The sequence below is a fragment of the Alteribacter populi genome (genome assembly GCF_002352765.1).
GTDB classification, from domain to species: Bacteria; Bacillota; Bacilli; order Bacillales; family Salisediminibacteriaceae; genus Alteribacter; species Alteribacter populi.
In genome coordinates this window covers 1,786,807-1,810,172 of record NZ_KZ293963.1, presented here as the reverse complement: position 1 = coordinate 1,810,172, position 23,366 = coordinate 1,786,807, and the positions used below count along the sequence as shown (strand labels likewise).

General features: G+C 40.4%; 19 protein-coding genes. 11 read left to right on the top strand and 8 right to left on the bottom strand.

The annotated features are described in order from the left end of the window. Window positions 1-52: 52 nt before the first annotated feature. The 3 genes from glgD to glgB are packed head-to-tail and all read right to left on the bottom strand — an operon-like array spanning window position 53 to window position 4,273. A complete protein-coding gene (glgD, locus tag CDZ94_RS08785) occupies window positions 53-1,159 on the bottom strand; it encodes a glucose-1-phosphate adenylyltransferase subunit GlgD (RefSeq protein WP_096436223.1) in 1,107 nt (368 codons plus the stop codon). A gap of 48 nt (window positions 1,160-1,207) precedes the next feature. Next, window positions 1,208-2,356 carry a glucose-1-phosphate adenylyltransferase gene (locus CDZ94_RS08780; RefSeq protein WP_096436221.1) on the bottom strand — a complete coding sequence of 383 codons (1,149 nt, stop codon included), beginning with the start codon at window positions 2,354-2,356 and terminating at the stop codon, window positions 1,208-1,210. A 3-nt stretch (window positions 2,357-2,359) separates the two neighbouring features. Then, entirely contained in the window at window positions 2,360-4,273 is a 1,914-nt protein-coding gene (glgB, locus tag CDZ94_RS08775) for a 1,4-alpha-glucan branching protein GlgB (RefSeq protein WP_096436219.1), read from the bottom strand. 430 nt (window positions 4,274-4,703) lie between these two features. Between glgB and pulA the strand changes: the two genes are divergently transcribed. Further along, window positions 4,704-6,806, top strand: a complete 2,103-nt coding sequence (gene pulA / locus CDZ94_RS08770) for a type I pullulanase (RefSeq protein ID WP_096436217.1) — start codon at window positions 4,704-4,706, stop codon at window positions 6,804-6,806. Window positions 6,807-7,108: 302 nt separating this feature from the next. Continuing rightward, window positions 7,109-7,915 (top strand): phosphotransferase, encoded by an 807-nt coding sequence (locus CDZ94_RS08765; RefSeq protein WP_096436215.1) that lies wholly within the window; start codon window positions 7,109-7,111, stop codon window positions 7,913-7,915. Between the two features lie 302 nt (window positions 7,916-8,217). On the opposite strand, the gene CDZ94_RS08760 is transcribed toward CDZ94_RS08765, so the two are convergent. Then, the gene (locus tag CDZ94_RS08760) at window positions 8,218-8,517 is read right to left on the bottom strand and encodes a YtzH-like family protein (protein ID WP_096436213.1); all 300 of its coding nucleotides are present in this window, start codon (window positions 8,515-8,517) and stop codon (window positions 8,218-8,220) included. A 138-nt stretch (window positions 8,518-8,655) separates the two neighbouring features. On the opposite strand from CDZ94_RS08760, the gene trmB reads away from it, so the two are divergent. Together trmB and CDZ94_RS08750 are read left to right on the top strand one after the other, a co-directional pair. Further along, on the top strand, window positions 8,656-9,297 hold the full coding sequence (trmB, locus tag CDZ94_RS08755) for a tRNA (guanosine(46)-N7)-methyltransferase TrmB (RefSeq protein WP_096436211.1): 642 nt from the start codon (window positions 8,656-8,658) through the stop codon (window positions 9,295-9,297). A 33-nt stretch (window positions 9,298-9,330) separates the two neighbouring features. Continuing rightward, the gene (locus tag CDZ94_RS08750) at window positions 9,331-10,182 is read left to right on the top strand and encodes a YtnP family quorum-quenching lactonase (RefSeq protein ID WP_096440689.1); all 852 of its coding nucleotides are present in this window, start codon (window positions 9,331-9,333) and stop codon (window positions 10,180-10,182) included. Window positions 10,183-10,323: 141 nt separating this feature from the next. Here the strand turns inward: CDZ94_RS08750 and CDZ94_RS08745 are convergent, their stop codons facing one another. The 3 genes from CDZ94_RS08745 to CDZ94_RS08730 all read right to left on the bottom strand — a co-directional run bounded on the left by CDZ94_RS08745 (window position 10,324) and on the right by CDZ94_RS08730 (window position 16,437). Continuing rightward, the gene (locus CDZ94_RS08745) at window positions 10,324-12,726 is read right to left on the bottom strand and encodes a S8 family peptidase (protein WP_157911794.1); all 2,403 of its coding nucleotides are present in this window, start codon (window positions 12,724-12,726) and stop codon (window positions 10,324-10,326) included. Window positions 12,727-13,343: 617 nt separating this feature from the next. Next, complete coding sequence (locus tag CDZ94_RS08735; RefSeq protein ID WP_096440687.1) at window positions 13,344-15,746, bottom strand: S8 family serine peptidase; 2,403 nt, start codon at window positions 15,744-15,746, stop codon at window positions 13,344-13,346. Between the two features lie 370 nt (window positions 15,747-16,116). Further along, the gene (locus tag CDZ94_RS08730; protein WP_096436205.1) at window positions 16,117-16,437 is read right to left on the bottom strand and encodes a PepSY domain-containing protein; all 321 of its coding nucleotides are present in this window, start codon (window positions 16,435-16,437) and stop codon (window positions 16,117-16,119) included. Between the two features lie 209 nt (window positions 16,438-16,646). Between CDZ94_RS08730 and CDZ94_RS08725 the strand changes: the two genes are divergently transcribed. Further along, the gene (locus CDZ94_RS08725) at window positions 16,647-17,720 is read left to right on the top strand and encodes a M42 family metallopeptidase (protein ID WP_096436203.1); all 1,074 of its coding nucleotides are present in this window, start codon (window positions 16,647-16,649) and stop codon (window positions 17,718-17,720) included. 233 nt (window positions 17,721-17,953) lie between these two features. Continuing rightward, window positions 17,954-18,484 carry a DUF84 family protein gene (locus CDZ94_RS08720; RefSeq protein ID WP_096436201.1) on the top strand — a complete coding sequence of 177 codons (531 nt, stop codon included), beginning with the start codon at window positions 17,954-17,956 and terminating at the stop codon, window positions 18,482-18,484. A gap of 452 nt (window positions 18,485-18,936) precedes the next feature. On the opposite strand, the gene CDZ94_RS08715 is transcribed toward CDZ94_RS08720, so the two are convergent. Further along, complete coding sequence (locus CDZ94_RS08715; RefSeq protein WP_096436199.1) at window positions 18,937-19,383, bottom strand: YtoQ family protein; 447 nt, start codon at window positions 19,381-19,383, stop codon at window positions 18,937-18,939. Window positions 19,384-19,573: 190 nt separating this feature from the next. On the opposite strand from CDZ94_RS08715, the gene CDZ94_RS08710 reads away from it, so the two are divergent. From CDZ94_RS08710 to CDZ94_RS08695, 5 genes are all read left to right on the top strand, one after another. Then, the gene (locus CDZ94_RS08710) at window positions 19,574-20,083 is read left to right on the top strand and encodes a hypothetical protein (RefSeq protein WP_096436197.1); all 510 of its coding nucleotides are present in this window, start codon (window positions 19,574-19,576) and stop codon (window positions 20,081-20,083) included. 198 nt (window positions 20,084-20,281) lie between these two features. Beyond that, on the top strand, window positions 20,282-21,292 hold the full coding sequence (locus CDZ94_RS08705) for a PTS sugar transporter subunit IIC (protein ID WP_096440685.1): 1,011 nt from the start codon (window positions 20,282-20,284) through the stop codon (window positions 21,290-21,292). Window positions 21,293-21,304: 12 nt separating this feature from the next. Further along, entirely contained in the window at window positions 21,305-21,625 is a 321-nt protein-coding gene (locus CDZ94_RS08700) for a thioredoxin family protein (protein WP_096436195.1), read from the top strand. A 140-nt stretch (window positions 21,626-21,765) separates the two neighbouring features. Further along, a complete protein-coding gene (locus tag CDZ94_RS21290; protein WP_157911725.1) occupies window positions 21,766-21,933 on the top strand; it encodes a hypothetical protein in 168 nt (55 codons plus the stop codon). A gap of 221 nt (window positions 21,934-22,154) precedes the next feature. After that, window positions 22,155-22,952 carry a DUF1444 family protein gene (locus CDZ94_RS08695; protein WP_096436193.1) on the top strand — a complete coding sequence of 266 codons (798 nt, stop codon included), beginning with the start codon at window positions 22,155-22,157 and terminating at the stop codon, window positions 22,950-22,952. Window positions 22,953-23,366: the final 414 nt, after the last annotated feature.

Genomic DNA, 23,366 nt, shown 5'->3' with positions numbered 1-23,366 from the left:
TAAAGGCAAGCAATCACTTGCCTAACTAGTTGACAGCGCCTTGCGCTTTTCTTTACATTACCTTTCGTTTTGCCACCACGTAGGGCTGTTCTTTTGCTCCGACAAAAAGTTGGCCCGATGTAACCGTGACATCTTTGTCTAAAATAACATTTTCTAAGTGAACGCCTTCTTCAATCGTACAACGCTGCATGATAACGGAGTTCACAATTTTAGCACCTTCTTTTACTTTTACACCTCGAAATAATACGCTGTTTTCCACGTCACCGTTGATCTCACACCCATTTGCAAGTAACGAATCTTTTACTTCTGCTCTATCAAGATATTTCGTAGGAGGTTCATTACTAATCTTTGTTTTTATAAATGCATTTCTGTAAAAAAGATCTTTGTAGTTCGTTGGATTTAACAAGTTCATATTATGACGGTAAAAGCTTTCCACAGAGTTAATGAAAGCACTATAACCGGTATGTTCAAACGTTTGAACGTTTAAACGGTGTAATTGCTCTTTAATACCATCATTGAAAAAGTGTTCTTTATGATGAGCGATACAATGATCAACCAGATCGAGCAATAACGATTTGTTAATAATGTAGACGCCTGTGAATAAGTGAGGATTGATATGTTCATTGGTTAATGCTGTTACCCAGCCACCTTCATCAATTTCAATTCGCATACATGGATCATGTTCTGTTTTTACTTCCTCTACCTTTGTGGAAACGAGTGTAATATCGGCTTTACGCTCCAGGTGATATTCGAAGGCTTCATTATAGCTGGCATTAGAAAGAAACTGGCTGCCACTTACAATGACGTAGTTTGATTTTCCACGATTAAAATAGTCACGATTGTTATGGAAGTGGCTTAAATCGCCTTTAGAAATATCCGTAGGGTCATTCCAATCAGGTGGAAGAATGAACAGCCCTCCATGTCTTTTGTCGAGTTCCCAGGCAGATCCGGTGCCTAAATGGTCCATGAGTGACCTGTATTTGTTGCGAGTAAAGATCGCTACATCTTGTACGTTCGTTCGGACCATATTTGAGAGAGTGAAATCAATTAACCGATATCTCCCCGCAAATGGAACAGCTGCTCCACAGCGAAAGTAAGTGAGTTCGTTTAAATAATCGCGTTCATGTTCTAGATTAATGAGTCCCATCATTGATTCCAACAGTGTTTTCCTCCTTTAAATCGTCTAGTCTACGATAATAGCCTTTTGTTATCTGGAAGAGACAAGCTCGATGTTTTCATTATCAATCACAAAAGGTTCCTCACCTTTAGGAGAGCTAATATAGGAGTTAGGTGGAATGACCGTATCCTCCTTTATTATCGCTCTCTCTACTACAGAATTGGCCCCCACCTTTACACGGGGGTGTAAAATGGATTGTCGAATTAAACTTTTGGTATCCACTTCAACCTTTTCAAATAAAATCGAACGATCGACCGTCCCGCAAATCCAACAACCAGAATTAATAAAAGAATTTGTAACATGTGTATTTCCGTTAATATATTGCGGAGGGTAATTTGAATCGTGAGAATACGTCCGCCATTCTTTATTGTTTAGTGAAACCGGTTCGTCCATCTCCAGTAAATCCATATTCGCTTCCCAATAACTTTGCACCGTTCCGACATCTTTCCAGTATCCTTCAAATTGATAAGCAAATAATCTCCTGTTATCAGCGACCATAGCAGGAATAATGTCTTTTCCGAAGTCATGACTGGAAGAGGGTGATTTTGCATCCTCAAGTAAGTACTGTTTTAACTTTTTCCAGTTAAAAATATAAATCCCCATTGAAGCGAGATTATTTTTCGGATACGCTGGTTTTTCATCAAATTCATAGATGCGGAGGTCATCTGTCGTGTTTAAAATTCCAAACCGGGAAGCCTCTTCCCATGGAACTTCGATAACAGAAATTGTCGCATCTGCTTGTTGATCTTTGTGGTATTTTAGAAGTTTCTGATAATTCATTTGGTAAATGTGATCCCCTGAAATGACGAGCACATATTCTGGATCATATTGTTCGATAAAATGAATGTTTTGATAAATGGCGTTCGCTGTTCCGGAAAACCAACAGCCGCCACCTTGTTTGGCTGTATATGGAGATAAAACGGAAACACCGTCTTGCTGGCGGTCTAATGCCCACGGCTTCCCAATTCCGATATGTTTATTTAAAAGAAGGGGGGAGTATTGAGTTAGGACACCGACTGTATGAATGCCAGAGTTTGTACAGTTACTCAAAGTGAAATCGATAATGCGATACTTTCCGCCAAAGTGAACGGCTGGCTTAGCCAGATCTTTCGTAAGTAACCCTAGACGTTTTCCTTCTCCTCCTGCGAGAAGCATTCCTACGCATTCTTGTTTTCCCAATTTCTATTCCTCCTCTACTGATGTACTTTCAGCTACTAACTTGAAAATCGAAATAGCTAATGGTGGGATTTTTACCTTTATATGATGAGCATGCCCATGCCATTTTTCCGGAAAACTGAAATGTTTCTCGTTGTTTACTTGATCGGATCCCCCGAAATCGGCGGAATCTGAATTAAAGACTTCAAGATATGTCCCTGGTTGGGAAACACCAACTTTATAGTTATACGCTACATTTGGGGTGAAATTACAAATAATAATTAACTCTTCGCGACGTTCTTTTCCTCTCCTAATAAAGGAGACAATGCTCTGGTCTATGTTATGAGGGTCGATCCATTCAAAGCCTTGTGGATCATGATCTCTTTCATAAAGTGCTTTTTCTTCTAAATAAAAATGGTTCAGTTTCGAGACGTAAGTGTGCATGGAGCGATGTAAAGGGTAGTCTAATAATAGCCAATCTAACTGCTCCTGATCTTTCCACTCCGCATATTGTCCAAATTCACCACCCATAAAAAGAAGTTTTTTCCCGGGGTGGGCCATCATATAACCGTATAAAAGGCGGAGACTCGCAAATTGCTGCCATTGATCACCAGGCATTTTATCGAGCAGTGACCTTTTCCCATGAACGACTTCATCATGAGAAAGCGGCAAGATGAAATTCTCAGTATACGTATACATGAAGGAGAAGGTTATCAACTGATGGTGCCATTTGCGATAAACGGGATCGTGCTCCATATATTCAAGCATGTCATTCATCCAGCCCATGTTCCATTTAAAATTAAAGCCTAATCCTCCGAGGTATGTAGGGGCACTTACTAATGGAAGGTCTGAGCTATCTTCTGCCATCATTAAGCTATTAGGGAAATAATGGAATACAGTTTCATTCAATTTCTTAATAAAGGCGACCGCTTCCAGGTTTTCTTCACCTTGATATGAATTGTAAATCTTTTCTTCATGGTCATCTCTGTCAAAGTTGAGGTAAAGCATACTGGCTACAGCATCTACTCGAATACCATCAATATGAAATTCTTTCATCCAAAAAATAGCATTTGAAATTAAGAAGCTTTGTACTTCAGGTTTTCCGAAATCAAATGTAAGTGTTCCCCAGGAGGTTTTTTCTGCTTTTCGCGGATCCTTATATTCATATAGTGAAGATCCGTCAAATAAGCGCAGCCCGTGATCATCTTTACAAAAATGACCAGGGACCCAGTCCATAATGACACCGAGCTGGTGATTATGGCATTGATCAACGAAGTATTTAAAGTCATTAGGACTTCCATAACGGCTTGTAACTGAATAGTATCCAGTAATTTGATATCCCCACGAAAGGTCGAGTGGGTGCTCTGCTAGTGGAAGTAACTCAATGTGGGTATATCCAAGGGATTTCACATATGGAATGAATTCATCCGCAAGCTCTCGGTATGTATAAAGCGTCCCATCCCCTTTCGTCTTCCATGAGCCTGCATGTACTTCGTAAACATTTAGAGGGGATTCATGAGGGATAAACGCTTTCTGTTGCTTTAGCCATTGATTATCTTGCCAAGAATATGAAACTTTTTCAGGCGTTAACGAAGCCGTGTTTGGACGAACTTCCGATTGAAAAGCATAAGGGTCACTTTTCAAAATAGAATGCCCATTTCCTAAAATCAATTCATACTTATACGCGCACCCATGAGGAATAGTAGTAAAAAAACCGATCCATAATCCCTCTTCATTTAAGCGTTCAAGGGAGTAGGAGGCGCCGTTCCAGTCATTAAAATCCCCAGCAAGTCTTACGGTCTGGGCGTTCGGAGCCCAAACAACGAATCGGAATCCTTTCTTTTTCTGCCACTCGATTTCATGGCAGCCCATAAATTTGTAACATTGATAATGAGTCCCTTGATGAAACAAGTAGACATCTTCTTCTGAGATGTTATACACCTTTGGCAAACTCCTTCCTATTTCTTTCGTGGTGAATAATCATTCATTTTTATGAAAGAGCTTGTGTCGTATGTATAGAAGTGAACAAGTTTTCATAAATCAATTTTAAAAGTGGATAAATATATTATTCTCTTAATTTAACAGACTTCCTTTCAAAAAAATAAGAAAATTTTCCACACTTTATCTGAGGGTTTTGGTGGTTTTTATAGAATGATGTCGAATATGTTATTTACACATAATATTGATTATATATGCACTTTTGGTGTAAGCGGTTACAAGGGTTTGAAGTTGAGAATCGAGGGCTATGGTAATATTATGAAACTCATTTTACTGACGAAATAATTTGAGCTCCTTTAGCTTGGATGTCACTGAGGTCGACGTTCAACGCATATAGTAATGAAGAAACCAAAGGTGAAAAGAGGAATTCACATTGAAAAAGTCCGTTGCTTGGATCGATGATGTAAGAAGGTTAACGGTTAATACTGACCATGTTCATTCGTTAATGGAGGCTATTCCTTTATTATCCGTCGACAATGATACACACGAAGGCTATGTTGATGACACACATTTGTCTCATACAGCTTCGATTATATTTGATATTCCTCTTCCCATCGGTAAGGATGTTACATTAAAGTGGGGGAGAGAAACCTTTCCAGTTTATGCAGGTTCTATTGTTAGAACAAATTGGTTTGAAGAAAACTATGGAACAGTTGATGAACCTTTAGGTGCAGCTTATTATCGTGATCATACTGATTTCACTGTTTGGGCACCCACAGCTAAGAATGTAAAGTTATTTTTAAATAATGATTATTTTGATATGAAAAAAAATAAAAAAGGTGTGTGGTCCAAGAGTGTTGAAGGAGATTTTCACAATTTCCTCTATCAATTTGAAGTAACGATTAATGGGAAAGTTGTGCGAGTAAATGACCCATATGCAAAAGGGGTGACGGCGAACAGTAATGAAAGTGTCGTTGTTGACTTGGAGAGAACAGACCCCCTTGGATTTCGTGCGACGTCTATTCCAAAGACTGAGACAGAAGATGCGATTATTTATGAACTCCACGTTAGAGATGCTACAATTTCAACAAACAGCGGCGTGAAAGCAAGAGGAAAGTTTAAAGGACTGACTGAAGAAGTCACAACCACCAAGTCTCACCATTTAACAGGGTTGTCTTATATAAAAGAGTTAGGGTGCACACACATACAGCTTCTTCCACTTAACGACTTTGCCCGTGTGGATGACTATGAACCCGAAAAAAATTATAATTGGGGATACGACCCTCTCTTTTTTCAGACACCAGAAGGAAGCTACGCAACGGATGTAACCGATCCGAGTACAAGGATAATCGAATGTAAGGAAATGGTCGATGCATTCCATAAAAATGGTTTAAGTGTGATTTTAGATGTTGTCTATAATCATGTCTTTGTAAAAGAAAAATCTCCGTTTCATCAGCTAGTTCCCGGATATTATTTTCGCTACCACGGGGATGGTTCACCAGGGAATGGGACTGGGGTCGGTAATGATTTAGCAACTGAACGGAAAATGGTTCGGAAATTCATTGTTGAAACTGTACTATTTTGGCTGAGAGAGTACCGTGTTGACGGTTTTCGGTTTGATTTAATGGGAGCAATGGACATTCAGACCATTCAGCAAATCCGGAAAATATGTGATGAAGAAGACAGGCCGATTCTTTTATTAGGAGAAGGTTGGGATCTTGATACCCCTCTGTTCCAAGATCTTAAAGCTACAACAGAAAAGTCTCACCTCTTACCAGGAGTTAGCTTTTTTAACGATTTTTTTCGAGATAGCATGAAAGGACAGTTATTTTTTAAACATGACCAAGGCTTCTCAAACGGTCATGGTCGTTTTATTGAACGCCTTCCTCAACTCGTTTCAGGCTCATGCCGAGATGACTATGGAGACCGAAGAGTGGAAGCCCCGGTGCAGTCCATTAATTACGTGGAATGTCACGATAACCATACACTTTGGGATCGTTTACAAATAACAAATGAAACAGAGTCAAAGGAAGAGAAAAAACATATCCACCAAATTGCAACTGGCATCACCCTATTAAGTCAGGGGATTCCCTTTATTCATGCAGGGCAGGAATGGTTCAGAACAAAAGAAGGAGATGAAAATAGTTACTTTTCAAGCGATGAAATCAATCAACTAGACTGGGAAAGAAGAGTAAAAGAAAAAGATAACACTTTTTTTATTAAATCGCTCATAGCTATTCGCAAGCAATATAAAGTCTTCCGCATGAAAAGTAAAATGGAAATCCAAAGAAGACTCCATATACTCCCAACGCCAGCCCCAGTATTTGGATACCTACTCTTAGGAGATGATGAAGACCTAGCTGTTTTTGTGAATCCAACAAAAAAAAGATACCCGCTCTATTTACCCTCGCCAGGTAAATGGGATAAACTGATAAGTAATCGGAAAGTCACTGTTTCATCGACTGCGTTTATCATAGGAGATCGTTCTGATATTGAGGCCTATGAGTTGGTTGTTTTAAAAAAATCGCGAGTTTGAAGGGATGTTCAAATAGTGCGGGAACGATAACCATCCTAGAATAGGACTCCTGAGGAAGGTAGTTACGTTGTCACTCTAGTTCTACGTATTGAAGCCATGTGCCTCTTCCTGCAAAAGTGGATCTACCATCGCCGCTTGAAGCTCGTCGTATCCTCCTATTTGAATATGCACTTTTAGTTGAAGAAACATCAAAACTTCTTTACAATGAAAAAGACTTTTTCGTCTTTTTATCTTAACGAAATAATGGTATGATGAAGAATGCTTCTATGATTCAGGATTCGATGAAATTGAGGGTGAAACGATTGAAACACTTGATGGGTGAAGGATGGCATTTACGTCCTGCCGGTGGTGCTACAGGCGAAGCGTATATTGCCGAACAGGGAGACCAAAAAATCTTTATAAAAAGGAATTCTTCACCGTTTCTGGCGGTTCTTTCTGCAGAAGGAATTGTTCCGAAGCTGCTTTGGACGAAGCGGCTTGAAAGTGGGGATGTCATAACAGCTCAACGGTGGGTCAATGGACGAGAATTGAAATCCTATGATATGAAAGCTACTAGGGTAGCAAAGCTTTTAGGGAAAATTCACAGATCCAATGAGTTGTTAGATATGTTTAAGCGGCTAGGAAATCTGCCATTATCACCGGATCGTCTCATGTCCGATGTGGAAGAAAAAGTCAACCGCAGCGACATTGAAGATTCAGCTATAATGGATGCTATAAAATGGTTGGACAATAATATTTCAGATGTCTATACTGATCATTACGTTGTTTGTCATTCTGATGTAAATCATAACAATTGGATTGTAAGCGGAGATGATTCTTTGTATTTAATTGATTGGGACGGAGCTAACGTTGCTGATCCCGCATTGGACTTATCCGCATTATTATATCTTTATGTGCCTCAAGAAGGCTGGCATAGTTGGCTTAAATCTTACGGTGTAACTTTAACACCAGCTCTTAGTAAACGAATGCAATGGTATATGATTGCACAAAGCATCGATAGTATCGTCTGGCACCAGGAACGTCATCAGCTGCCTGAATTTAAAAAATGGAAAGCTCTATTGACTGATCTCCTACACGAAGTCAGTATTCATTCGTCAAAAATAGACTAAAAACCTTGTCTCCTATATGAGAGAGACAAGGTTTTGTTTGTGTTTATTAGTTAAGGAAGTATGAAAAATCTTTCGATGTCTAGCTCAGATGCCTTGCGCTTTTCTTTAAAAGGATTTATAAGAGGACAGTTACCTTCACGCCGCTCGTCTCAAGGTAAGAGCATCCTTGAGACTCTAAAATATGCGAGCAGACGCTGTTTTTAATAATGGCTCTTTTCTAAAAGATTGTTGCTATTTGTTTTTTGAGCGTTAGGCAAGCGCATGCTTGCCCTGTTACGCTTTGCGTTTTTCTTAGAGCATGACTACATCAGTCTATTCGGGTGAAGATAATTGTGTTCAGACCGTTCGATCCCTTGAACCCACTGCTGAATTTCTTCACTGTTCAATGCGTTGAAGGTGCCATCCGCCTGATGTTCATGACTGTATTGTTCAATGGTTGTGAGTAATGTTTTTACTTCTTCTTGTACTTCCGTATTTTTTAATAATGATCTTGCTAATCGTTCAAGCTGTGCATATTCATCTTTAGATCCGAAATGTTCGGTATCTTGATTCTTTAAAATATCCACAAGAAGTTGAAGCTGGTGATGATAGTTCATTGACATTCTTGGCACATCCTTTTGTCTCCATTTCTGTTAATAAGGATGTGTTTGTTTTAAAAAAACTATACGTTTTACCTCCTAGAATTTATGATATTCTTATATCTTGAAATAATATTTGCTGAAATGGAGTGACGGTAGACAATGCGTCTTCGAAATAAGCCTTGGGCACCAGAAGAAATTGCTAAACACCCAAATTTAATTATTCCCAACCCAAAAGAATACAAAATGCACTGGCACGAATTATTCGATAATGACAACCCTCTTTACGTAGAGGTAGGAACTGGAAAGGGTAAATTTATAACTGGAATGGGTGAGCAAAACTCATCTATCAATGTGATTGGAATTGAGAAATATGACAGTGTGATTATAAGTGCTATGGAGCGATTAAAGGGATTGGACCTTCCAAATGTGAAGCTGATAAAGGACGATGTCAGAGGAATTATGGACTTTTTCGGCAAAAACGAAGTGGATCGTTTATTTATTAACTTTACTGACCCTTGGCCAAAAATCCGTCACGCCAAACATCGGCTGACCCATGAAGGATTTTTGAAGAAATATGTAGAAATATTAAAAGAAGAAGGCGAAATCCATCTTAAAACGGACAACCGCCACTTGTTTGAATATTCATTACAAAGCTTTTCCCAGTTTGGGTTTACGTTGAAAAACATTAGCCTGAACCTTCATGAAGACGGCCTCGAAGGTAACGTGATGACTGAATACGAAGAAAAATTCTCTGCAAAAGGACAACCGATCTACCGGGTAGAGGCTGTTTGGAATCGCTGAATTTATTAATAGTCAGGGGATGATCGAATGGCAATGGAGCAATTAGAAGTTGGAGATCTTAAATTAACGTGGTTAAATGGCGGAGTAACGCATATGGACGGAGGGGCGATGTTTGGAGTCGTTCCTAAACCGTTGTGGGAGAAAAAATATCCACATAATGAAAATAACCAAATCGAGCTTCGAACAGACCCAATCCTGCTACAAGTTGAAGGGAAAAATATTTTAATTGAAACCGGAATCGGAAATGGTAAATTTTCCGAAAAGCAGAAGCGAAACTACGGGATTCTTGAAGAATCAAAAGTTTTAGAAAGTTTAGCAGAATTAGAACTTACATCTGGAGACATTGACATCATTTTGATGACCCATATGCATTTTGATCACGCGAGCGGAAGTTCGGTTTGGCAAGGAGACAAGCTTGTTTCTGTTTTTCCGAATGCGACTTACTATGTAAATGAAACTGAATGGCAAGAACTAAAGGAGCCAAATATTCGCTCTAAAAACACCTACTATAAAGAAAATTGGCAAGCAATCGAATCACAAGTTCAAACGTACACGGAAGAAATTGAAGTATTAGCAGGCGTTCGTTTAATCCATACTAGCGGACATAGCAACGGACACAGTATAATCATAATTGAACGTGGAGGAGAAAAGATCGTCCATATGGCCGATTTAATGCCGACACATGCTCATCATAACCCGTTATGGGTATTAGCTTATGACGATTATCCGATGGATTCGATTCGTGCAAAAGAGAGGTACCTAGTACCAGCTGTAAAAGAGGGAGCATGGTTTATTTTTTATCATGACCATAAATATCGTGCTCTGCAGTGGGATGAGAATCACCAAGTTGTCGAGGCAGTATTAAGAAACCGTGAAAATGAATAATAAAAAGCTGCACTCAGAGCTATGAATGCTTTAGAGTGCAGCTTTTTTGTTGTTTAAGAAATTATATTTTGTTAAGGTCGTGGATAACTCTTTAAAGTTAGATTGACATCAAACTCGAGATGCATTGCGCTTTTATAATGATTAATCTTCTAGGAATTCAATGTGATCTTCCGTTACAGATAATGTTCCACCAAGAACGAGGTCTTCTTGCCCTGATTTTTCAGCATATGCGTAAAGGTCATATTCACCAGGAGCGAGCTCCTTACCATCTGCATCTGTTACATCCCATTCAAATTGGAAGTAGCCAGCAGAAAGGTTTTCAGCAGTAACAGGGATATCGACTAGCTCGTAGGCGTCAGAACCATCTCTGTATACCCAGAATTCAAAGTAATCAGCACCGCCTGGTAGATAGGCTTCAGCTGACACGTTGCCATCTCCTGTCATTCCTAAGAATAAGTTAGCGACTCGTGGATAGTCAGGTTCCATAACGAAGACGATACTAGGAACTTCAATAACCTCGTCTCCGTGAGTTAGAGAAATTGTTGCTTCATAGTATCCAGCTTCTAGCTCACTGGCATTGACTTGAACAACCGTGTTTACTTTTTGTGTTTTTCCCGGTTGAACGTTTAAGTTATTACTTGTATTGACCTTAATGTGCTCGTCACCATCGTGGAAAGTTACATCGATATCATAACGTTTACGCTCATCAGAAAGGTTCGTAACTTCAAAGTGCTCACGCTCAGTTTGTCGCCCATTTTCTTTATCGAATACGCCGAATGTATGTGAACCAGGCGTAACGAGTGTTTCAGTTGTAATAGCATCGAAAGGACGAACACTTCCGGCACCTTGTGTGTTAAATGGATAAGGATTACCATCACGATCTATAACTGGTTCTGCAGTATTCATGATCGCAGATTTAACGTGCTGGACTTCCCAATCAGGGTTAGCTTCAAGGGCAAGTGCGGCTACTCCAGCTACATGTGGCGCTGCCATGCTTGTTCCTTGTAAAGATGCATAATATCCAAAGTCTGCAGGCATTGTGCTGACGATATCAACACCAGGCGCAGATACATCAGGTTTAATCATCCATGTTGGTGCTACCGGTCCGCGAGACGAAAAGTCTGCCATGGACTCAGGAACTTCCTGATCGAATCCAATGTCAAAAGCGACTGTATTGTTACCAGCCTCAAGTTCAGAAAGGAGCTTTTGTCCATCTTCCTGTGAAGTCATAATCGTTGGTACATCCATTCCAGGTATTTCTGGCTGTTGTCCTTCGACGTTATTGTAGAGGATGGCCCCAACAGCACCTGCAGCTTTAGCATTTTCTGCCTTTTCAACGAACGGGTACTCTCCACGCTGAATGAGGGCGATTTTACCATCGACATCAACATCGTCAAAGTCCACAGATCCTGCCAATCCGACATCGACAAATTCAAGCTCTTCACCATTTAGGTCTAAAAGTTCATCTTCACCAGGGTGTCCCATTACTTGTGCAGATGGATATTCTACTCCATTTGAAGTAAAGATATCTGCATTGTACGCATTGTATGGAATTTGTGTTGCACCTACAGAAATCGCATCACGGGATGTCCCAGGAGAGCCTACTGTCCAGTTATTTGGACCGCTGTTTCCATTTGCCACTACTGCAACTACATTTTCAGACATTGCCCAATCAAGTGCAATCGAGGTCGCGAAGTCTGCATCATTTAAAGAATTTCCTAATGATAGATTCATAATATCCACTTCATCTTGAACAGCGAGCTCAATAGCGGCTACAACGTCTTGAGTTGTTCCACCGTTTGGACCTAGAACGCGGTATCCGATTAGGCTAGCATCAGGTGCTACTCCCTGAAGGGCTCCGTTAGCCGCCACAGTACCAGCCACGTGAGTACCGTGGTACTGTCCCGGACCTTCTTGCGGATCATCATTGTCATCTACGAAATCATAACCTAAGTAGTCACCAAAAGCATGTTTAAGGTCAGGGTGTGTGTAGTCAACTCCAGTGTCAATAATGGCTACCGTTACGCCCTCACCAGTAACACCAAGATTTTCCCAAACTTCATTAGCGCCTATAAAGGGCGCACTGTCCATCATTGCTGGAGAGAAAGACTCTTCGTCAACTAGTTCAGGTTCAAACTCATTAGCTTCATAAGTAATATTTGGGTAGACTGCTTGTACACCATCCGTCTTTAATAGTGCGGAAAGTTCATCTTGTGGCACTTCTAAAGAGAAACCGGAGAATACAGTGTCGTATTCACGATTGATTTCACTATTAGGTGCCGCATTCGCAATATCGTTCTTTACTTGAGTACGCTTTTGCTTTAAGTTTCCTTTTGATTGAGGCTTACCTTTGTGTTTTGCTTCTGACAAGGAAGGCTCATCAAGTTCTACAATGACAGTTACACTATCAGAGGAGCTTAAATCATAGCTCCCGAGTAGTTCGGCATTTTTCCCGCTTTTGTTATTTCCCGCGGATCCTGGAGGTGCAAAGCTACCAGCTACGAGTAAAATAGCTAGGACCGAAAGAATGACACGAGTAAACATCGTTTTCAAATTAATTCCCCCTATGCATAGTTGATTAGTGGGTTATGGAGGAAAGTTAACGTTTATCCTACTTTCCTCACCCCGAAAATACGAAAACTTTCGTGCATATAATAGTTTAGCGGTTAAATTTAGATAAATCGCGAGACTAAAGTAATGAATGTGTGAAAAATCTGAAAAAAACGACATATGCAAGAGGGTTGGAGTAATAAAGGTTTAGGAAAATATGATTATACTTGCGACAGAATTCGTCAGAAAGATAGTGGGTCTAAGTACCTTAGTTTTGGGAATGAAACACTTTGGGCAAGAATAAAGGGAACTTGGTTTGCATTTGCGAACGAGGAAGCTGAAGAGTTGTCAGTGGAAAACATACGCCTGTAACGGATTTGAATGAAAACCTTATATTATCAAAATGCAAAATCATTCAGAAAACAGCCTTTTTATCATCTGTTCTAGCATTATATCGGAGCAAATAGGCAAAATATTAGCGATAATTGATCTTATATCGGCGGAAATTAGCATATTAGACAAATATCGCGCATCAACATCAAACTTTCCTAAAACGGTCTTTCTCTAAAAAAAAGACTGCACGAGGCAGCCTTTTTGATAAGATAAGATTACTATTTTTCAACTAGGTAGGCTTTGTATTCAGTCACGCCAGCCTGCTCCACATAAACAGCTAGTACATATTCACCGTTAGGGAGATCAGCACCATTTATTTTTCCATCCCATGAAAATTCATGCGTCGGAGCCGAAATATTAGTGTCTTCATGAATGGTACCTAAAAATTGTCCAATGGTTCCGTCTGAGGCGTTGAAATGATACATGTCATATTCGATAACATCAGCTCCACCGGGCAAATAGGATCCGACGTAATAGCCGTCACCTTCTTGACCCATGAATGCTCCTGTTAGTCTAGGGTAATCAGGTTCTTTAACAAATAAAATACTTGGTACTCGAAGTACTTCATCAGAATGTGTGAGAGTAATCGTAGCTTCATAGTATCCAGGATCTAGTTTACCTGCGTCTACTTGCACATTCATGTTCACTTTTTGTGTTTTTCCCGGCTGTACTTGCAGGTTGTTGCTTGTATTCACGCGGATATCGTCATTTCCATCATGGAGCTCGATATCTACAGAATAACGTTTTCGCTCATCTGATAGATTCGTAATTTCAAAGTGTTGGCGTTCTACTTGTTTTCCTTGGTCTTTATAAAAGACACCAAACGAGTGAGAACCAGGTGTTACTAGCGTTTCTGAATTTAATGCGTCTACTACTCGAATGCTTCCTGCACCTTGAGTGTTGTGTGGATAAGCATTTCCATCTGGGTCGTGCATAAGTTCGGCAGTATTCATTAATGCTGCTTTTACATTATCAACACTCCAGTCAGAATGTGCTTCTAGAAGTAATGCTGCAGCGCCTGCAACGTGTGGAGCCGACATGCTCGTTCCTTGAAAGGCTCCATATCCATATGGCTCATCAGGATTGTGAGTAGGAATGGTGCTTGTAATATTTACTCCTGGTGCAGAAACATCAGGTTTAATCATCCACGTATCCATTACCGGCCCGCGAGATGAGAAGGCCGCCATAGTTTCGCCAACTGCTGATGCAAATTCAATATCGAATGTAACCGTGTTATTTCCTTCTTCTAATTCAGCCAAAAGAGCTTGTCCATCAGCTAACGTTGTCATAATTGTTGGTACTGCCATTCCTGGGACATTTGGTTGTTCGCCAGCAACGTTATTATAAATGATCGCACCAACTGCTCCGGCGTTTTTAGCATTTGTAGCTTTTTCAACAAAAGCAAAGTCACCTCGTGAGATAAGCGCAATTTTACCATCCACGTCTTTACCTTCAAAGTCAGCTTCCGCGCCTAAGCCAACATGTACAAACTCATATTCTCCATCATTTAGGGCCAGAAGTTCCTCTTCACTAGGGTGGCCCATGACTTTTGCTGATGGATAATCAACTTCACCTGGTGTAGTGATCTCAGCATTGAACACATTATATGGAAGTTGAGTCGCTCCTACCGAAATGGCCTCGCGAGATGTACCAGGAGAGCCGACTGTCCAATTTTCAGGGCCACTGTTTCCATTCGACGAAACAGCTACAACACCTTCAGCCATTGCCCAGTCCAATGCAATGGAAGTTGCCCAGTCAGGGCTGTTTAAAGTATTTCCTAGGGAAAGGTTCATTACATCAGCACCGTCTTGAACAGCGCGCTCAATCCCAGCAACGACGTTCTCTGTTGTACCGCTACCACCAGGACCTAGTACACGGTAAGCGAGTAGGTCAGCGTCTGGTGCAACCCCTTTAATCTGTCCATTTGCTGCAACCGTACCGGCTACGTGTGTTCCATGGTTGGTAGAACTACCACGCGGGTCTCCTGGAGGTGTTTCTTGTGGATCTTCATTGTTATCTACAAAGTCCCATCCTTTGTAATCGCCAAAGGCATGAGTAAGATCAGGGTGTGTGTAATCTGTACCGGTATCAATGATTGCTACCGTAACCCCTTTACCGGTTATTCCAAGGTCTTCCCAAGCTTTGTCCGCTCCGATAAATGGTGCGCTATCAAACATCGCTGGTGAAAACGATTCTGAATCTACTTCTTCAAAGTCGTGTGCATCTACTTGATATTCCACATCAGGATACACAGCCTTTACCCCTTCGACTCCTAAAATAGAAGGCAGTTCAGATTGTGGGAGTGTCACTGAAAATCCAGAGAAAACATAATCGTATTCACGATCAACACTGCTATTAGGTGCTGCGTTATGTACGTCTGATTTGACGTTATCGCGAATACGCTTTAAGTTTCCTTTCGTTTGTCCTTTACCTCGATGTTTTGCTTCGACAATAGAAGGTTCATCAAGTTCAACAATGACTGTTGTATCATTTGAAGAAGATAAATCATAGTTTCCAAAAAGTTCAGCTAATTCTAATGGCCTTTGATTATTCGCAGAACCGAATGGAGCAAAAGTAGAAGTAACAAGCAATAAAGCTAAGAATGAAAAAACAACCCGCATGAACGTTCCACTCACATTAAATTCCCCCTAGATATATTTGTTTAGAAAAACCTAGATTAGGCCCCCTTCCTGTAAAGAAAACTTGGATTGCCAGCCCTTAATGGCAGCAACCTTAGTTGCGCTTATACTTTAATTCTTTAAAGAAATTAAACTTCCTTATAGAACAAGATAGGCGCGAAAGTCTCGCATTATATACTTTCGTTTTAAAAGTTTTTCTTCCTTGGTACTAAAGAACTAATATTTTGAAAAATCAGAAAATACATTTTGGATGTGGTAATAAAAGCAGTAAAAAGAGGGTGTCTCCAATGGTAGTTTGGGAGCACCCTCCAGCACACTATTAAATTTTGACTCGATCTTTCGGCATGCAATATTAATCATCTTGTTTTTTTAGCTTTAATACTGAACCTGAAGTTGCATCGACGAGAAATTCAAATGCGTGGAGTTGTCCGTCGATCGTACACGATACGCCTCCTCGATAAACTTGGTATGTAAGCCCGTCTTGACGAAAATCTTCAGCGATCATGTGAATCCAGGAGCCATCAATGGAGCCAAAATCTTTCATTTTTCGCTTGACCATTTTTAGTGCTCGTTCAGGAGAAATGTTGCACTCGGTCTTATCCATTTGGTCTTTTGTAAACCAAGCAGCAGCTACACCTATACCAACGCCGACAATAAAACGTTTCCAACTCATTATACTCACCATCCTAAAAGGAAATGATATTCAACATGTTCTTGATTTTAGTATAGCGAATAATAAAATCAATGCCAAATTTTCAACCGTATTTGTCTAAGAAAACGGAGGTATAATATTTCGCTCATCGAAAAAAGTGGAAAGGTTTTAAACATTTCGTTAAAATGTAAAATAGGTACATAAGATTCCGCTTTTGAAAGGAGCACATTATGAAACAAGAAACATATCAAATGTTTGAAACGTTAACGCAACTTCCTGGAGCACCTGGGTTTGAGCATCAAGTACGAAAGTATATGAAAGGTGAGCTAGAAAAGTATAGTGATGAAGTCATTCAAGATCGTTTGGGCGGTGTATTTGGCGTAAAAAAAGGAGACGAAAACGGTCCAAAGGTGATGGTAGCTGGACATATGGATGAAGTTGGCTTTATGGTGACTCAAGTTACGGACAAGGGGTTAGTTCGTTTTCAAACGCTAGGTGGATGGTGGAGTCAAGTCCTTCTTGCACAACGCCTACATATTATCACTGACAATGGTCCTGTAACGGGTGTTGTTGGCTCTATTCCACCACATTTGCTAGACGAAGCGAAGCGGAAAAAGCCGATGGAAATTAAAAACATGTACATTGATATAGGAGCAGATGATAAAGCGGACGCTGAAAAAATCGGGATTAAGCCAGGGCAACAAATCGTTCCTGTTTGTCCGATTGAGAAGATGGGAAATGAGAAAAAGCTCCTCGCAAAAGCGTGGGATAACCGATACGGTTGCGGTTTGTCCATCGAATTATTAAAAGAGCTAAAAGACGAACAAACACCAAATATCCTTTATTCAGGCGCTACAGTCCAAGAAGAAGTGGGCTTAAGAGGAGCTCAGGTAGCTGCGAATATGATTGAGCCCGACATTTTCTATGCGATGGATGCGAGCCCTGCAAATGATGCTTCTGGGGAAAAAGATGCATTCGGCCACCTAGGCAAAGGAGCGTTACTGCGTATTTATGACCGTACGATGGTGACGCACCGTGGAATGAAAGAGTTTATCCTTGATACAGCAGAAAGCAATAACATTCCATATCAGTTCTTTATCTCCCAAGGTGGAACAGATGCAGGACGAGTACATACGTCAGGCAGTGGTGTACCTTCAGCGGTAATCGGCATTTGTTCTCGCTATATCCACACAGCAGCGTCCATCGTTCACGTTGACGATTACGCAGCAGCAAAAGAACTAATCACCACATTAGCAAGAAAAACAGATCGTACAACCGTAGAAACCATTCGTTCGAACGCATAAGAGCCTAACCAAAAAGGTTGGTCTTTAACCTTTTTGGTTAGGCTCGAAGCAATGGGCGAAGTCGCTGCATTTCCTAAAGCCAGCAATGAGCGGTTTCCTCATAGCTGGCGAGCAGCGAACGAAGCCATTGCAACTAAAAAAAGAGGTCTTTAACCTTTTTGGTTAGGCTACAAAAGGCCAGTTATTCACTTTCGAGTTATCCAATATAACTAATGATTAGGAGAAAGTAGTCAATGGAAATTAATGTACATATCGGATCTCGTAACCCTGCAAAAGTAAGTGCAGTGGAATCTGTGTTTTCAAAAGAACAAGGCTTTGTTGTTCACGATATGGACATTCCTTCAAATGTCTCACCACAGCCAATAAGCGATGAAGAAACGAAACAAGGAGCCATGAACCGAGCGAAATATCTTGTTACTGAGTGTGACGCTTCGATTGGCATTGGTCTTGAAGGAGGCGTCGTTGATGAAGGTGACACAATGATGATTTGCAACTGGGGAGCACTAGCGACAAAAGACGGAAATCTGTTTGTAGCCGGAGGTGCCCGGTTCCCGTTACCAGATTCAATCGCTAATGAAATTCGTAATGGTAAGGAACTCGGTGAAGTTATTGATCAATGGGCAAACAAACGAGATATTAGAAAAAATGAAGGAACTGTTGGGGTTTTGACTGCAGGAATAGTAACGAGGAGCAAAATGTTTTCCCATGTTGCCCAACTCCTCTATGGTCAGTGGCAGTTTCAAAAAAATAAAAAACGGCAATGACCGATTTTTTTATAAGATAAGTATTAAGAGGGTAGTTATTTTCGCACCGCTCGTCTCAAGGGGAAAGCATCCTTGAGACTTTAAAACATGGCGGCGGAAGTTGACGCTGTTTTTAATAAAAGACCATAAGCGGTTTTTCTTAATATGTGTAAGAGGACAAGTTAGAGTGAGATCTAGTGCAAGGCGCCATCGTCTCGTGTCAAATAACCTGCCCGATTAATAGTAAAAAGCACTTTTTATCGGACAGAACATTTGCATGTCGACGATAGGCGGGCGCCTTGCGCTTTTCTTCAGAGTTAAGAAAGTAAAACAATCTACGCTTCGGTGTCTAGCTCCAGGCACCATCGTCTCGTGTCAAATAACCTGCCCGATTAAAAGTAAAAAGCACTTTTTATCGGACAGAACATTTGCATGTCGACGATAAGCGGGCGCCTTGCGCTTTTCTCTTCTTATTATTCACTATCATAAATGTATTGAATCGCTCGAAGTGCCTGGTCAACGTTTTCTACTGTTACATTCGCTTTGTTAGAAAGTTCTTTTAGCGGATGGTGTAAAATTTGTGGGCGTATGATAATTAATGGCTTGTTCATAGCGATTGCAGTCGAAGCATCCATTGCACTGTTCCACTGCTTGTACTTTTCTCCAAATAAGGCAATGACAATGTCAGATTTACCCAAAAGTACGTGAGTGCGCAAATTGTTAAAATCAGACGCCGTATCGTCTTTAGCGATTGAATTGGGCTGTTCCCCTAAAATTTCTTCCCCGATATCGTCGGAGCGATCGTGGTTTTCCATCGGGCCAACGAAATTCAAAGGTAAGTCTCGCTCTTTTGCCTTTCTTTTAACATCTTCACGCCAGTTATCATGGATTTGTCCAGCTAAATAAATAGTAAGTTCCATACTAAAGTCACTCCTCTAAGAGTTTTTAGATTATTCCACTTCCATTTTAACCGGGTTTGGGTAGTAAATCCAAAGAAAAAGAAAAACCTTACAAATTGAAATGTTTTGAAAAGGGTTGTCAAGTCTTTTCCTTTATGTATATCATGTTTGGGAGAGAATTTTTTGATACAAAAGTGGGAGGTAAAATGTTGTGGTAGTAAAAAAGGCAATAACTGCTTTCTTGGCTGTCGGTTTAACTTTCGTAGCAGCTTGTGCAGTGTCAGAAGAACAAATGATTGAACACGCAGAAGAGTCATTTGAGGAAAAAATGAAGGCAGACCCAAAAGAACCAACATATGAAAATGATAGTATAAAGATATACAAACCTGGTCATTTACAAGTAGAGGAAGAGGACTCATATAACATTGTATTAAATGATAACGACCAAATGTATCTTTTGTTTGTTGGTGACAATGAAACTTATGAAACAAAAGAAGAATTATTAGAGGCTCAGCGAATGACTGAAGATCCTCGTTACGTTGACATGGTTACAGATGATGACGTTAATGGGTACCTTATAATTGAGGAAATGGACGATGATTCATATAAAGTAATTGCTGGCTTCAATAGCGTCAAAGGGTCAACAATAAGCTCTTTATCTGACGTTGTGAATGATGCGGAGTTGCTTTTTGAAATGGTACAATCTGTACAACTTAAGTAGGAGTTTTTTAAATGGCTATTTTTTTATAAAATAAAAAGCAACAATCTTTTAGAAAAGAGCCTTTTAATAAAAGACCGCTATGCGGTTTTGCTTAATGAATAGGGGGAAACCTTGTTCATTTTTTTTTGCCTTCTCCGTTATGATATGATTAGGGAAGTAGGGGTCGTACATAAAGAACAATTGAAAGGTGTCGAAGCAGTGAAGGATTTTTTTAGTCGAAAAGGGATCAGACCCTCTTTTCAAACGTATGTTATTGATGCGTTAAGCTATATGGCGTTAGGCTTGTTTTCTTCCCTTATCATTGGTCTTATTATTCAAACGGCTGGTGATCAACTAAATATCGGTTGGCTCACGTCAGTTGGTGATAAGGCGATGAGTCTTATGGGGCCTGCTATTGGTGTAGCAATAGCCTACGGGTTAAAAGCACCGAGGCTTGTTTTATTTGCGGCTGTCATTAGTGGGGCTGCTGGTGCGGAATTAGGGGGACCAGCCGGAGCATTTATAGCTTCTTTACTTTCTACTGAAGTAGGGAAGCTAGTATCACAAGAGACAAAAATTGATATTATCGTAACACCGTTTGTAACGATATTAACTGGTGTTGGCACGGCGACTTTGATTGGACCCGGAATTCAAACGGGAATAGAACAGTTTGGTGAATTGATTATGTGGGCAACTGAACAACAACCTTTTATTATGGGGATTTTAGTCGCTGTTCTAATGGGAGTTGCTCTAACAGCGCCTATTTCAAGTGCGGCGATTGCCATTATGTTAGGTCTTGAAGGGATTGCTGCTGGTGCAGCCGCAGTTGGCTGTGCTGCTCAAATGATTGGGTTTGCTGTAAGTAGTTATCGGGAAAATCGTTGGTCAGGGTTAGTCGCACTCGGAATTGGCACATCGATGCTGCAAATTTCAAATGTCGTGAAAAACCCTTGGATTCTCTTGCCTCCAACATTAGCAGGTGCGGCTTTAGGTCCTCTTTCCACTGTTGTCTTTGAAATGGAAAACCTTTCTGCAGGTGCTGGCATGGGGACAAGTGGTTTTGTGGGACAAATTATGGCTTTTACAGCAATGGGATTTACAGCAGAGGTGTTTTTAATCGTGCTTTTGATGCATTTTATTGGACCCGCAGTGCTGAGTCTTTTATTATCAGAATTGTTACGTAAACAAGGGCGAATTAGATTCGGCGATATGAAAATCCATCATTCCTAGGAGGGAAGAGAAATGAAATCAATTCAATCAGTAGAGCAATTTGACAAAGTGAAGAATGAAGACGGAACGGTATTTATGTTTACGGCAGGCTGGTGCCCAGACTGTGTCGTCATTGAACCGGAGCTTCCTGCTATCGAAGAAAAGTATTCTTCTCTTCAATTTTATAAAGTGAATCGAGATCAGTTTATTGAAATTTGTCAGGAGCATGACATTTTTGGGATTCCCAGCTTTTTATTCTTTAGGAACGGCACAGAAGTTCATCGTTTTGTGACTAAAGACCGTAAGACGAAAGAGCAAATTGAGCAGTTTTTAGATGAAGGTTTAGCGAATTAAATAGAGGCTGCTGAATAAGTAGCATACGACTACATGGCAAGGGGATATGCTCTTTCTCATGGAGAGAATCTGCAAGGAAATACTCTTCTTTTGCTAAAAGCCTTGCACTTGATTTTGAGGGAGCCAAGGGTGCTGCTGCAATGGCGGAGACTCCCTCAGGAAAAGCAACAATGGTCTTTTTGCGACGAGGAACCGCAGGAGAAGCAGAAGACCCCGCAGTGAGCACGCCTTTCGCGAATGAGGAGGCTGAAGCGTTTTCTGCGGAAAGCGAAGCCATGGAAGCGGCACCCTTTGTATTTGAGTTCTAGAGTTATTCGGCAATCCCTAAATAATAAAGGCAGGCTCTCGGCATAAAAAGTCGAGAGTCTTCTTTTTTATGTCGATTCTTATAATAGAAAATTGTTGCTATTTATATACTGAGTGTTAGGCAGGAGGATACTTGCTAACGCTCATATTGCGCTTCTCTTTGTATCTTTGTGGTCGCATGTTAAAATACAGGGAGTCCGCTAGACTTAGGAGGCAATAAACGATGAAACCGATCGAAATCAAACGTTTGCTCGATGAAAACCTTAAAAATGAGCCCTTTATCACATCTTTTGACCGTGAAAATGAAACCTATAGAGTTGTAGAAAAAAATACAAAAAAAGGCTTAACTGTTTCGTTAAATCCTTTATCCGATAAATTCAAGAAAGATGAAGAAAAAGCGCTGGTAGAAGTTCTCCACTATATTCGTGAAAGTGTCAAGGCAATGGCATCAAGTGTGCAAATTAAAGGGAATGAGCAGCGAATTTTCCCTGTCATTCGTTCGACGTCTTTTCCTACTGAAACGTCTGAGGGTGATCTGCTTATTTCCACAGAACATACTGCAGAGACACGAATTTATTATGCTATTGATATTGGAAAAACGTACGTCCTATTAACCAAGGAGCATATCGTTTCTGAAGGTGTAAGTAAACAAGAAGTTGAAGAGTCTGCTCTGTTTAATCTTCGTTCATTAAATCAAGACATAAAAACTGATACTGTTGCCGGAAACACGTTTTATTTTGTTAACACGAACGACGGCTATGACGCAAGCAGAATCCTAAATGATGCTTTTCTTAAAGAGATGGATGAACGAACCGAAGGACAACTTACAATCTCCATACCTCATCAGGATGTTTTAATCTTCGGAGATATGCAAAACGAACGAGGATACGATGTGTTAGCACAGATGGCTTTTCAGTTTTACGCGAAAGGGACATCACCGATTACCGCTCTGCCATTCATGTATGATAATGGTGAACTAGAGCCCGTCTTCATTATGGCTCAGCGTAAGCCAAAAGACTAAAGAATATTCAAGGCTCAATGGCAAATAATTTATAGACTCATCTTAAAAAATATGACTGACATCTATACGGTGTCAGTTTTTTCGTACTTTAAGAAAGGTTAACTTCTTTAAAGTAGCGTGTTTAATAGGTGCATAAAAAGAGCAAACGAAGAGATACGACAGCTATTTTTAGCGGACTTTTTGAACATTCTCTTTAAAGGAATAAAGGGCTACTAACGGCTTCCGTCATTAAAGCTTTGCGGCAATCGAAGTTTCTTAATGAGGGACTTTATTTCAATAAAAGATTGTTTAGGCAAACGTATGCTTGCCTGTCTAGATTTAAAAGAATGAAGCGAGGATTAGGTCTCCGGTCCGAGAAATTTTCTGTTAAAATGGGGATACCTTTACTTTCATCTTAAAAAAAGGATTATTTTT